The sequence below is a fragment of the Flagellimonas amphidinii genome (assembly GCF_013090115.1).
Lineage (GTDB): Bacteria > Bacteroidota > Bacteroidia > Flavobacteriales > Flavobacteriaceae > Flagellimonas > Flagellimonas amphidinii.
The window spans coordinates 29,844-43,175 of sequence record NZ_JABFNN010000041.1; the positions used below are offsets into that span (position 1 = coordinate 29,844).

Annotated in this window: 9 protein-coding genes and 1 tRNA gene; 5 read left to right on the plus strand and 5 right to left on the minus strand. The window is 39.8% G+C overall.

From position 1 onward, the window contains the following. Positions 1-168 precede the first annotated feature (168 nt). Positions 169-702, minus strand: coding sequence for a ribosome maturation factor RimM (gene rimM, locus HJC33_RS15580; RefSeq protein ID WP_171659777.1), 534 nt, complete (start codon positions 700-702; stop codon positions 169-171). 11 nt (positions 703-713) lie between these two features. Then, entirely contained in the window at positions 714-1,298 is a 585-nt protein-coding gene (locus HJC33_RS15585; protein WP_171659778.1) for a 30S ribosomal protein S16, read from the minus strand. Positions 1,299-1,543: 245 nt separating this feature from the next. Between HJC33_RS15585 and dnaE the strand changes: the two genes are divergently transcribed. The 5 genes from dnaE to HJC33_RS15610 all read left to right on the plus strand — a co-directional run bounded on the left by dnaE (position 1,544) and on the right by HJC33_RS15610 (position 9,051). Continuing rightward, positions 1,544-5,929 (plus strand): DNA polymerase III subunit alpha, encoded by a 4,386-nt coding sequence (gene dnaE, locus HJC33_RS15590; protein WP_171659779.1) that lies wholly within the window; start codon positions 1,544-1,546, stop codon positions 5,927-5,929. A gap of 87 nt (positions 5,930-6,016) precedes the next feature. After that, positions 6,017-6,349: a thioredoxin gene (gene trxA / locus HJC33_RS15595; protein ID WP_335341465.1), complete on the plus strand. Its 333-nt coding sequence runs from the start codon at positions 6,017-6,019 to the stop codon at positions 6,347-6,349. A gap of 79 nt (positions 6,350-6,428) precedes the next feature. After that, positions 6,429-7,358, plus strand: a complete 930-nt coding sequence (locus HJC33_RS15600) for a DUF58 domain-containing protein (protein WP_171659781.1) — start codon at positions 6,429-6,431, stop codon at positions 7,356-7,358. A 127-nt stretch (positions 7,359-7,485) separates the two neighbouring features. After that, positions 7,486-7,559 (plus strand) — tRNA-Asp (locus HJC33_RS15605). Positions 7,560-7,794: 235 nt separating this feature from the next. Further along, positions 7,795-9,051, plus strand: coding sequence for a site-specific integrase (locus tag HJC33_RS15610; RefSeq protein WP_171659782.1), 1,257 nt, complete (start codon positions 7,795-7,797; stop codon positions 9,049-9,051). A 710-nt stretch (positions 9,052-9,761) separates the two neighbouring features. Here HJC33_RS15610 and HJC33_RS15615 read toward each other — a convergent pair. The 3 genes from HJC33_RS15615 to HJC33_RS15625 are packed head-to-tail and all read right to left on the minus strand — an operon-like array spanning position 9,762 to position 13,327. Then, positions 9,762-10,760, minus strand: coding sequence for a glycoside hydrolase family 43 protein (locus tag HJC33_RS15615; protein ID WP_246245581.1), 999 nt, complete (start codon positions 10,758-10,760; stop codon positions 9,762-9,764). A gap of 15 nt (positions 10,761-10,775) precedes the next feature. Next, positions 10,776-11,792, minus strand: a complete 1,017-nt coding sequence (locus HJC33_RS15620; protein WP_171659783.1) for a family 43 glycosylhydrolase — start codon at positions 11,790-11,792, stop codon at positions 10,776-10,778. Positions 11,793-11,797: 5 nt separating this feature from the next. After that, the gene (locus tag HJC33_RS15625) at positions 11,798-13,327 is read right to left on the minus strand and encodes a glycoside hydrolase (protein WP_171659784.1); all 1,530 of its coding nucleotides are present in this window, start codon (positions 13,325-13,327) and stop codon (positions 11,798-11,800) included. Between the last annotated feature and the right edge of the window lie 5 nt (positions 13,328-13,332).

The following is a 13,332-nucleotide window of genomic DNA, read 5'->3' on the forward strand; positions in this document are numbered from 1 at the left end:
TCTCACTTCTTTTGGAAATGACAACCAACGTGAAAACAGGTTATGGAAACCAAAATAATCGCTATGGCATTACAAGGTTTTAACCCTTAAACAGATAATAAATCCTATTTTATTTACAATCAAGGGGAAGTTTAATACTTTCCCTTTTTGCTTTGGACATAGCGTAGCTTAGTCATCGCCCAAGTACAGCTCCACCAAACCCTCAGGAGTTTTCACATGAATGGTTTTGGTTTCCCGGTCTAATTTGGTAATAATATCGTCGGTAATGGGAATCAACAATTCCTTACCATCTTTCTCAGCTTCAAAAAGTTCCTGTGATGCGCTATCATTAACTGCTCTAATGACTCCTATATTACCATGAACCTCATCCATCAGCGTGTAACCGATCACTTCATGAAAATAAAATTTGTTCCCGGATAATGGCGGGAGCATTTCCAAAGGAAGATATAATTCCGAACCAACAATTTTATCTGCAGAGGATTCATCTTTTACATCTTCAAAATCTATACGCAGCAACGCCGATTTATGCAATCGGCAACGGTCAATAAAAAATGGAACCAGATTGTTTCCCAATGAAACAAAAACTGATTCCATGTTTTCGTAGATTTCGGGTTCATCGGTATCGAGTTTTACCAATACCTCACCCTTAAAACTATATTTTGATACGACTTTGCCCAGGTAGAAGCAATCCTCCTTGCGCATCGTCTGAAGTCTTATTCTTTTTCTTTGCCGGCCTCAGCCTCTGCAGCTGGAGCAGCTTCCTCAGTTGCAGGCTCTTCAACAGCAGCAGTTTCTTCTGCAGCCGCCTCTGCTCCTTCAGCAACTTCTTCCGCAGCCTCTTCTTCTACTTCTGGCAAAGCAGCAGCAGCTCTTTTATCGCTAACCTCTTTTTCAGCTTCCAAAGCTTTGGCCTTAGCTTCCGCTTCAGCTTTGCTCAAACCATCTCTTTTGGCTTGAACCGCTTTTTCTTTCTCCTCCAACCAAGCGTTGAACTTTTCTTCCACCTGCTCTTCTGTCAAAGCTCCTTTACGAACCCCGCCCAACAAATGGTGCTTCATCAAAACCCCTTTATAAGAAAGAATAGCTCTGGCAGTATCTGTAGGTTGCGCTCCATTCTGCAACCATTTTACAGAATCATCTACGCTAAGATCGATGGTAGCAGGATTGGTATTGGGATTATAAGTTCCCAATTTTTCCAAAAATTTACCATCTCTTTTTGATCTTGAATCAGCGGCTACTATCCAATAGAAAGGTTTTCCTTTTTTACCGTGTCTTTGAAGTCTAATTTTAACTGGCATATCACATTAATTTGTAGGGTGCCCGACCCTGGTTATTAATTCTTTTTAAAGTCAAAAAAACATTTCCGAGAAATCGGAAACAAACCGCTTTCTGTTTAAGCGGGTGCAAATATAATTCAAATCCCCTAACAACCAATAGATTTCGCCCTTTTTTATTCGTTGATAATTCGTTAAAACTCTTTTTTAGAAAATCTGTCTTCTTCTGTATTTTTATCCATTGCTTTTTTTGATCGATATACTCATATATGTACCTAATCTTTGACACCGAGACCACAGGCTTGCCCAAACGTTGGGACGCCCCTATTACCGATACGGACAACTGGCCACGATGCGTACAGATTGCATGGCAGTTGCACGATGAAATGGGAAACTTGGTGGAACATCAAGATTTTTTGATTCAGCCTGAAGGTTTTAACGTGCCTTATGAAGCGGAACAGGTACACGGAATTTCCACGGCACTTGCGGAACAGGATGGAGCAAAACTTACCGAGGTTCTGGAAGCATTCAATAAAGCCTTGGCACAAACAAAGTTTGTGGTCGGCCAAAATGTGGATTTTGACATCAACATCATGGGCTGTGAATTCCACCGAATGGGAATAGAGAACTCCTTAGGTAATCTTCCCGTTTTAGATACTTGTACCGAGGCTACTGCAGAAATGTGCAAAATTCCCGGGGGTAGAGGTGGCAAATTTAAATTGCCCACCTTAACAGAACTGCATCAATTCCTATTTGGAGAACCATTTGCCGAGGCCCACAATGCCACCGCAGATGTTGAGGCCACTACCCGATGCTTTCTGGAACTGGTTCGGAAAAAGCATTTCACTATTCAGGAGCTGGATGTACAGCCCGATTATTACGAGCAATTTTCCGAGGCCAATCCCCAAGAGATTGAACTCATCGGGTTAAAACACATCAACCTTAAAAAGGCTTCAAAAGCTATTGCTGATGCCCTTTGGGAAAAAGATACCGGTGATGTTTCCGAAGCGGAAATCAATGAAAACATTGAAAGCCTTGCCAATGCCACATTTGCGCATTTGCACAACCACTCCCAATTTTCGGTGCTTCAATCCACCATCAATATTAAAAGTTTGGTCAAAGCTGCCGCCGAAAACGGAATGCCTGCGGTCGCCCTTACGGATCATGCCAATATGATGGGTGCCTTTCACTTTGTGAAAGAAATAAAAGGCCATAATAAAGGGGTTCAGGAAAGAAACAAAGAATTAGAAGAAAAAGGAGAACCAGCAGCCGAGCAAGAAATAAGCCCGATCATTGGGTGCGAATTTTATGTCTGCGAGGACCATTCCAACAAAAGTGTAAAAGATTACGGATATCAGATTGTGTTATTGGCCAAAAACAAACAAGGCTATCTCAATCTGGCCAAAATGTCTTCCAAGGCCTATACGGATGGGTTCTATTATGTACCACGAATCGATAAAAAGATTGTGGAACAGTACAAGGAAAATGTAATCGCCCTCACAGGAAATCTATATGGAGAAGTCCCCAATAAAATTCTAAATGTTGGTGAAAAGCAAGCTGAAGAAGCGCTACTTTGGTGGAAAGAGCAGTTTGGAGAGGACTTTTATATTGAAATGATGCGCCACGGTCAAGAAGACGAAGACCGTGTAAATCAAGTTTTGACACAACTGGCCAAAAAACATGCTGTAAAACTAATAGCCACCAATAACACTTATTATTGTGATAAAAAAGATGCAGAGGCCCATGACATTCTTCTTTGTGTAAAAGATGGGGAAAAACAAGCCACGCCAATAGGTCGAGGTCGTGGCTATCGGTATGGACTCCCCAACCAAGAATACTACTTCAAATCTTCTGAAGAAATGAAGGAGCTGTTCAAGGACGTTCCCGATGCCATTCTCAATATTCAAGAAATAATCGACAAGGTTGAAGCTTTTGATCTAGCACGAGATGTTCTACTGCCCAAATTTGACATCCCAGATGAGTTTAAAGTCGAAGAAGACCAACTTGATGGAGGCAAGCGAGGAGAAAATGCCTATTTGCGACATATAACCTATAAAGGTGCTGAAAAACGTTATGGCGAAATTACCGATGAGATTTCTGAACGTATCGATTTTGAATTGAGCACCATTGAAAACTCAGGTTACCCTGGCTATTTCCTGATTGTGGAGGATTTTATCCGCGAAGCTCGAAATATGGGGGTTTCCGTTGGACCAGGCCGGGGTTCAGCCGCAGGATCTGTAGTTGCGTATTGCTTGACCATTACCAATATCGACCCCTTAAAATACGATCTTCTTTTTGAGAGATTCTTGAATCCAGACAGGGTTTCCATGCCAGATATTGATATTGATTTTGATGATGAAGGACGGGGCAGGGTCATAGACTACGTAATCAATAAATACGGCGCCAATCAGGTGGCACAAATCATCACCTACGGTACCATGGCAGCAAAATCTTCCATTCGAGACACTGCGAGAGTTTTGGATCTACCTTTAAATGATGCCGACCGTATTGCCAAGCTCATCCCCAACATGTCCAAACTGGGCAAAATTTTTGGCGTAGACGAATCTGACCTGAAGAAAAAGTTCCGTTCAGATGAGTTGGACAAAGTTCATCAATTGCTGAATATTTCCGAAGGAGATGATTTAGAGGGTCAAACCGTGAACATGGCCCGCGTTCTGGAAGGCTCTTTGCGAAATACCGGAATACATGCCTGCGGGGTCATCATTACTCCAGACGACATCACCAATTTTGTTCCTGTGGCCACCGCAAAAGATTCCGATCTCTACGTGACCCAGTTTGATAACTCTGTGGTAGAAAGTGCCGGGCTCCTAAAAATGGACTTTTTGGGACTGAAGACCCTGACACTCATCAAGGACACCGTTAAAATTGTAAAAGCCCGCACAGGAGTCGAATTAATTCCAGATGAGTTCCCTTTGGATGATGAAAAAACCTATGAACTCTTTCAACGAGGAGATACCGTAGGAATATTCCAATATGAATCTCCTGGGATGCAAAAACATATGAAAAACCTAAAACCTACGGTTTTTGATGACCTTATTGCCATGAATGCCCTCTACCGCCCAGGCCCCATGGAATACATCCCCAGTTTTATTGCCAGAAAACATGGCGAAGAGGAGATTACCTATGACCTTCCGGATATGGAAGAGTACCTGAAAGAAACCTATGGGATTACCGTATACCAAGAGCAGGTAATGTTACTTTCCCAAAAATTGGCAGGATTCTCCAAAGGTGATGCGGATGTATTGCGTAAAGCCATGGGGAAAAAGATTTTTGCCTTGCTACAAAAATTAAAACCCCAATTTTTGGATGGTGGAGAAAAGAACGGTCACCCAAGGGACATTCTAGAAAAAATCTGGAAGGATTGGGAAGCTTTCGCCTCCTACGCCTTCAACAAAAGTCACTCCACTTGCTACGCATACATTGCTTATCAAACTGCTTATTTGAAAGCCCATTACCCTGCCGAATATATGGCCGCGGTACTTTCCAACAACATGAATGACATTAAGCAGGTAACATTCTTCATGGAAGAATGCAAACGTATGGGATTGGAAGTATTGGGTCCTGACGTAAATGAGTCTTACTACAAGTTTGCGGTGAACAAGGACAATGCTGTTCGATTTGGCATGGGGGCTATTAAGGGCGTAGGTCGTTCTGCAGTAGAGACCATCGTAGAAAACAGGAAAGAAGATGGCTCGTTCAAATCTGTTTTTGATCTGGCCAAACGGGTCGATTTACGATCAGCCAATAAAAAGTCTTTTGAAAATCTTGCTTTAGCAGGAGGATTTGATTCTTTTGGAGACACCCACCGCGCACAATATTTTCATCATGATGGTGATGGCATCACTTTTTTGGAAAAAGTCATTAAATCGGCTTCAAAATATCAAGAAAATCAGAACTCTTCGCAGATGGATATGTTTGGCGGCATTAGCGAAGCCCAAATTGCAGAGCCTGTAGTACCCCCATGCGAGGATTGGAGTACCATGGAAAAACTCCGAAGAGAAAAAGAGGTTGTGGGCATCTACATCTCCGGACATCCCTTGGATGATTTTAAAAAAGAAATCAAAGCATTTTGCAACAGCAGTGTTTCGGCTTTTACGGATTTGGAAGGCTATGTCAACCGAGAACTATCAGTTGCAGGAGTAATTACTGATGTTCAGCATCGAGTTTCTAAAAACGGTAAAGGTTGGGGGCTGTTTACTTTGGAAGATTACAATGACACCCACGAATTCAGAATTTTTGGTGAAGAATATCTCAAATTCCGACACTTTTTAATGATCAATTCCTTTGTTTACGTGAAAGCTTACGTGCGTGAAGGATGGGTAAATCGAGAAACCGGGAAGAAAGGGGAACCAAGATTACAGTTCAATGATTTTAAACAGCTTCAAGATGTGATGGATGCCTATGCCAAAAAGCTTACAATTAAGTTGAACATTGATCGCTTGCAGGAAAATAGAATTCAAACCCTTAAGGACACATTAAAAACACACAAAGGAGATCACCCCCTTAATTTTGTGGTATATGAAATGCAGGATGAAATCAAACTGAGTCTGTCCAGTAGAAAACAAAAAGTAAAAATCAATAGTGAGCTCCTCTCCATGTTGGAGGCTCATGAAATCCACTATAAACTAAATTAGGCCTATAATTTATGCCAATGGCACCATAATTAAAATGAATGTCATGACAGTAAGGAACATGGGCTTTATTTGACTAACTTTGCGAATATTAAAACTAATAAAATGGCACTAGAAATAACAGATGCAACTTTTGATGAAGTAGTACTAAAAAGCGATAAACCTGTCGTTGTGGACTTTTGGGCGGCATGGTGTGGACCCTGTAGAATGGTAGGCCCAATTATTGAGGAAGTAAGCACAGAATATGAAGGCAAGGCCGTTGTTGGAAAAGTGGACGTTGATGCCAATCAGCAATATGCCGCCAAATATGGAGTACGTAACATCCCTACTGTTTTGGTCTTCAAAAATGGTGAGATTGTAAATCGTCAAGTTGGAGTATCTCCCAAGAAAGTTTACACTGACGCTATAGAAGCTGCTTTATAAAATTATCCTCATTGGATTTTAGAAAAGGTTTGGCAATTGCCAAACCTTTTTTGTTTTATCTTGGTTCTTCAATCTGACTATGGATTTACGATCAGAACTTCATAAAGCACCACTTTTTCAAAATCTGGAACTTACGGCAAACCAAATTGTCGAGGGATTTATCAGTGGTATACACAAAAGTCCATTTCATGGGTTTTCCCCCGAATTTGCCGAACATAAAATTTACAATCCTGGTGAGAGCACCAAACATATAGATTGGAAATTGTTTGCGAAGACAGATAGGCTTTATACCAAACGATATGAAGATGAGACCAATCTACGGTGCCATATGATTTTAGATAATTCTTCCTCTATGTACTATCCAGAGGTGAAAAATCTTTCCATTGACAATCTGAATAAAATCGGTTTTGGGGTTTTGTCCATTGCCGCCCTAATGCAACTTCTTAAAAAGCAACGGGATGCCGTTGGTTTGAGTATTTATTCAGATTCCTATAACTTTCATGCGACAGAAAAAAGCAGTGAACGACATTTTCAGATGTTGTACGCCAAACTGAACCAAGTTACAGAAACAAAGAGTGAATCACAAACCACTAAAACGTACACTTATTTACATCAGATTGCAGAGAAAATGCACAGAAGAAGCCTTATTTTTCTGTTTTCTGATATGTTTCAGACCGAAACAGAAGAAGCCCAGCTTTTTGATGCGTTACGTCATTTAAAATACAACAAACATGCTGTTGTACTTTTTCACCTATTGGATGAAAAGCACGAATTCAATTTTGACTTTGAGAACACTCCCAAACGATTTGTGGATTTAGAGACAGGTGCCCATATAGATTTATACGCTGACAATATTAAAAAAGCATATCAACAGAAAGTAGCTGAATATCAAGAAAATTTAAAGTTGAAATGCGCTCAATACAAAATAAAATATGTTGGGATAGATGTGCATTCTGGTTTTGCCCAGGTCTTTAACACCTTCATGATTGAACGGCAAACATTCGGGTAATTTTATTTTTAAAAAATCTTTTGTTGAATCAAAAAGGACAATGTATATTTGCACTCGCTTGTAAAAAAGCAAATGTAACAAGATTTGAATCTGACTGTTGTCAGAGTCTATTTTAGATAAAATCATTGGTCTGGTAGTTCAGTTGGTTAGAATACCTGCCTGTCACGCAGGGGGTCGCGGGTTCGAGTCCCGTCCAGACCGCTCTAAAGACTCAACAAGAGTCAAAAAACCCTGATAAACAATTAGTTATCAGGGTTTCCCTTTTTTTGGCAATCATATGATATCAGATGGAACCAATAAAATAGGTGACCAATTCGGTTACCATCGTTGCCGCTATTTATAAAATCCTCAAAACTTAGGGAATATCATGTTAAAACAATGTACATCAGCCTTTTGTACCTAAAGGATTGGTGAAATTAACTGTAAAGACCAAGTTATGAGACAGAAATTTTCATTGTTGTTCTACCTAAGGAACAACAGAATGGATTCCAACGGTATGATTCCCATATTTATGAGGGTGACCGTCGATGGAAAACGTAGCGAGGTGAGTACCGGGAAAAAGATAAGGCGGACATCCTGGAACCCACAAGCAGGGAGGGCCAAGGGATATGGCCAAGAAGCACAGGAGATAAATGGCCATCTCCAACAAATGGAATCAGGAATCTGTAAGATACAACAGCAATACGTTGATCAGGGGAGAATCTATACTGCAAAGGTATTGTCCAACACCTTTTTGGGAAAAGGCGAACAACCGAAATTACTCCTTGAAATCTATAAGGGTCACAATAACGATCTTAAGAACAAAGTAGGTTCTGGATATTCCCATAGCGCATACATGAAGCACGTAAGAACGTGTCTACACCTTGGTACATTTTTAGCAAAAGAATATGGAGTGAAGGATATCCGTGTGGGCCTGATCGACCTTATGTTCGTGAAACGTTTTGAAAGGCATCTGAATGACCAAAAAATAGGACAACAGAATACCATCACCAAATATGTGACCAACTTTAAGAAGATAGTACGGATTGCCCACGCCCATGGATGGATCGAACGTGACCCCTTTTACCATTGGAAAGCCGTATGGATCCCGGTACAAAGAGAGGCGTTAAGCGAATCAGAATTGCAAAGTTTAAGTGAGGCCCATATGGATATCCAACGATTGGAAGAAGTAAGGGACGTATTCCTGTTCTGCTGTTTTACCGGATTGGCCCACTCCGATGTAAAGCGACTTTCTGAAAACGATATGACCATCGACATAAAAGGTAAGAAATGGATTCGGATAAATAGAAAAAAGACCAAGGTCCGATGCGATATCCCGCTTTTGGGACTCGCAGAGGAAATCATTCTTAAATATAAAGATAGAAATACAAGGAAAGGAGATACAGGTTTACTTCCAGTGATCAGCAATCAAAAGACCAACCTGCACCTAAAGGAAATAGCTAAACGAAGTGGAATAAAAAAGAACCTTACCCATCATCTGGCAAGGCATACCTTTGCCACTACCGTAACACTCTCCAATGGCGTGCCCATAGAATCCGTTAGCCGTATGCTTGGCCATCGTTCCCTTAAGACCACACAGATATATGCCAAAGTGGTGGACAGGAAACTTCGAGAGGATATGGACGGCCTTCAGGAACGACTGGTCGGAAAAAGTTTTATGGGTTGGACAAATCCAAGACAAGGCAATATATAATGTCCCAAATTTACCCCAAAACTTTGCGCATGGATCCTATCGGGTTTTTGTAGTGTTCCGATAGATAAACGTAAAGCAAAAACACGATAGGGCGCAATCTATTTTTCGCAAGGCCGAAGGTATATCGAACAACGACCGAAAAGGGAGTTGAGAGGTATAGCGAGAGGGCAGCACGGCAAGCCGGTGCTACGTTCAACATTTTTTCGCCAAAAGGCCTGTAAATCCAGTACTTTTGAATAATTTTTTGCAGTGTGCAACTGGAGTAGAATTGTGACAATTCCACTCGAAACCCCTATAAACACAGGAAAATATTGTCACAATCAGTATAAGAGTTTTGAATTATTATAATTCTAATCTCATTTTTATTTTTTCAGATACATCCTCGGGTTTGTTGGTGGAATATTAGGGAAAATTGGGTCAAATTCTCTTGAAAGCCTTATAAACAGTATAAAAAATTGACCCATTTTTGCTTTAAAATAGAATCTATGCCTCGCTCAGTAAATTAGTTTGGCAAGTATTTGGGACCTTGCAGCGTGAGACTTCGTTTCACTCGCTATCCATACCCAAGGCTATAGATTAATCTCATACCTAGTGCTTCGACCGCCACCTATGGGTTTAAAAATCAAAAGTTGGATGATATTTTGAAAGAGGTAGGCGTATTTATTAATGTTAAGTTTCCTGGTCAATGGTTTAAGATTAACAGAAATTCCTTAATCAAGGCTTGACATATCTCCCCATTTTGCCAAAAGTGCTTCTTTTTCTCTTTTGGTAATGGGAATGACCGAACCATGACGTGGATGAAAATTCATACTAACCACATCATCCACCACTTCAAAATGCTCTAAATCAGTAGATTTACAGAACTGATATTTGCCCGTTGCATACACATCATACATCAATATATAGTTGTCCGAATCTATTAGTTTAAAAATTCCAGAACCTTCAACAGGGTCATCGGTTTGATCTACGTACCCGTCCTGGACAACATAACCTTGATTGATCTTATCCGAGACCGCTTTCATAATACCTTTTGCGTCTTCGTCCTCATTTTTAAAAAACAAATGATACTTATTATCCTTTAATACAATATCACCGTCTATGCACGCCCCCTTTTTGTAAAGCAATTGTCTAGGCTCGGTCTCAAAAGCAGTAAAATCTTTATTTACATAGGCATAGTAAATAATATCAGCATCTTGATTATGACGCATTGACCAATAAACCATATATTTTTTTGCTTTATTATCATAAATGGTCTGGGGCGCCCAGACTCGGTTCACATCGCCAAATTTGTTGGGAAATGTTTTAGGCACATCGATAACACTGTGCGACCAATGGATCAAATCGGTAGATTTCAACAAGACCATAGCAGTATTTTCCCATCCCATTTTGGGTACATACAAATCCGTTAGCACCATATAAAAATTGCCGTCCTCTCCCCTTAGAATATGTGGATCCCTTACTCCTCCACTGACACTGATAGATTTACTGTCCATAATCGGCTTATCATGGTTAAGTGCCCAAAAGTTATATCCATCGGAACTAAGTGCATAATACACCTGTTCTTGATTGGGGCCATTGCCCGCAAAATATGCAAATAGGTATCCAACATACTCATCTTCGCCTCTTTTATTTATATTACAAGAGATAAAGCTCACCACCATAATGCTAAGTAAAAAAGAAAACAGAAAGCGTTTTATTAGATTTGTCATTTATGTTATTTTGGTTTATTGAGATTCATACAAAACGCCACCATCCGGATTGACAGCCAACATTTGCCCTTCCTTATCAAAATTCAAGCTATCAATCGCCAATTCACGCAACAGGGTATTGTTGTTATCCTTTATTCGATGATATAAAATATAATCCTGATTTTTTATTTTAATCACTGCATGATGGCCCGGTCCCAAGGGGATGGAATCTGCTGCGGTTGATAATATTGGGCTATTTTTCTCCTCAACCCATGGGCCATATGGCGTATTACCAACTGCACTACGCACCATATAGGTGGCATCAATGCATTTTCCTTGTGAATACATCAAGTGATATTTATTGTTTCTTTTTAACATAAACGGAGCCTCAAAATAGTTGGGAGGGGTAACATCCTTTATCATTGATTCGTTAAAGGACACCATATCGTCTTGCAGTTCAACCATAAAACAGCGACTCTCTTGTTCCCAAGTCAAAGCGGAGCCCCAATACAAATAAACTTTCTCATCGTCATCAATAAAAACCTCCGCATCAATCATGTGGTAATCTGGTCGTACATTTTTACCGATTATAGGTGTATTGTCAGCTTTGGCATTTTTCCATGGACCTAAAGGATTATCGGCAACACCTAACCATATTTCACTGCCCACGGAAACATACATATAGAATTTTTTATTTTTTCCTTGAATTACAGAAGGTGCCCAAACCCTTGCTCCTGAAGAGTTTTCTGTCTTACAAGCTTCCAAGGTGGGCCAGTTGAGGTGTTTTTGTTCCCAATTCTTAAAATCTGAAGATTCAAAAACCGCTAATTCGTCACCACCCCAAGGATCTACAGTGGCATAGATATAATATTTACTATTATGCTTTACCATCGAAGGATCTGCAAAAAAACCATCAACTATTGGATTTCTAATTTTTGTTTGTACAATCTTATTCTTTCTTAATTCTTCATTTTCACGTACTTTGTCTTTACAGGACATTAGACAGAATGTAAAAATGATACCAGCTGCCATAACCATCAGTCTTTGAATCATTGGAGTTATTTATCGTTTTTAGTTAGTACACATGTTGTTATCGATTTTGTAGGAATAATGATTTTATCATCAACATGCAGTATGGCTGTTTTTTTTAAATCAAGAGTTTCTGAGGTTTGATAAACTTCCATTTCATGAAAACCATTTGGGATTCCAGAGAGTGCGATTTCTTTTGAAGTATTCAATTGATTGACCAGCACAACCACAATTTTATCATTGGACATATATGCTGATGGCAGCACACCTTTGATGGTCTCTTCAAGGGATTTGTCATCAGACCTGGATAAGTGGATGCGTTTCATCCCCGGACGGATAAACCTGGAATAATTTCCCAAGGCCCAAAGCATTTTAGAATCCAAGTAATTGCCTCCATATTTATTTTCGTCCACATACACCAAACCATCTTTAAAATCATAAGGACTAACTGCAAGCCACCAATGCCATGCAGAGGCATTGGCAAAAACCAAATCTGAATGAATGACCTTGGCCATATACAACGCAGGAGCTATGCTTAAATCTTGACCTTTCCCCTTGATTTCCTCATTATCTTCCAAAATGCAATACTCGGACATCCAATATTCTATAGAAGAATCAATACTGTCAATTTTTTTGTCCAATTGTTTTCTACTGTTGATGAGTTTGTCTAAATCCCATGTTGAAAAATAACTGTGCCCAGCCACTTTTCTTGCTACAGATTTCAAGTCTCCTACAAATGTTGGAGAAGTAGGGTCAAAAAAATATTGAATTTGATTTTGTCTTTTCTCATTATATGTAGATTCATATAAAAATCCTATAGAAGCTGCTTCAGTAATTTCAAGTTTAGATGGCACTTTGTATTTGGCAAAGGATGCATCCATCTTTTTTATGATTTTGTACATTTCATCATTATTCCATGGAGTACCTTCTTGTTTGCAACACTTCCATTCCCATTGAGGTTCATTAAAAGGACTTATATAGTCAAACATTACGCCAGTCTTATCAGCCACTCCCAAGGTCACTGTGGAAAGAAAATCAGCATATGCATTATAATATTCCTCTTTAAGATTGGAGGAAATACCATCATTTGAATATGCTTTGCCATTTTTGGTAAAATAAACTGGAGGACTGTTAACAAAACCAATGAAAGTACTGACCCCTTTTTTCTTGGCTTCCTCTAAGAACCATAGTTGTCCAACTTGTTTATCCCAATTATACGTTCCATCCTTGTTCAAAAAACATTCTGCCCTACGCCACTCATGAATAATTTTACTTGCCTCACCCTGCTCTGAGCTCCCAGCCCCAATATTAAATCGCCAAGCACTAAGTCCAATTCCTTCTGGACTTCCATCTTTTTTGTTCAATGTACTGAAAAGTAGTGTAGCTATTTTTTCCTTGGTTTTATTGGGCCACTTACCTACAAACTGTGTTGCCCAAGCATCTGAAGCGCCAAAATTATGTATGGTTTGATACGTTTTTTCAGTATCCAATTGAATTTTTAGGGCATTCGGCCCTGCTTCTACTGAATGTATATTTTGAGAATACCCCTTGTATCCCACGATAG

What these genes read in the sequence shown, in the direction of transcription:
- dnaE (WP_171659779.1), top strand. Translation starts at nt 1,544, where the DNA reads ATGTACCTAATCTTTGACACCGAGACCACAGGCTTGCCCAAACGTTGG.
- HJC33_RS15610 (WP_171659782.1), top strand. Translation starts at nt 7,795, where the DNA reads ATGAGACAGAAATTTTCATTGTTGTTCTACCTAAGGAACAACAGAATG.
- rimM (WP_171659777.1), bottom strand. Translation starts at nt 702, where the DNA reads ATGCGCAAGGAGGATTGCTTCTACCTGGGCAAAGTCGTATCAAAATAT.
- HJC33_RS15620 (WP_171659783.1), bottom strand. Translation starts at nt 11,792, where the DNA reads ATGATTCAAAGACTGATGGTTATGGCAGCTGGTATCATTTTTACATTC.
- HJC33_RS15600 (WP_171659781.1), top strand. Translation starts at nt 6,429, where the DNA reads ATGGATTTACGATCAGAACTTCATAAAGCACCACTTTTTCAAAATCTG.
- HJC33_RS15585 (WP_171659778.1), bottom strand. Translation starts at nt 1,298, where the DNA reads ATGCCAGTTAAAATTAGACTTCAAAGACACGGTAAAAAAGGAAAACCT.
- HJC33_RS15615 (WP_246245581.1), bottom strand. Translation starts at nt 10,760, where the DNA reads ATGACAAATCTAATAAAACGCTTTCTGTTTTCTTTTTTACTTAGCATT.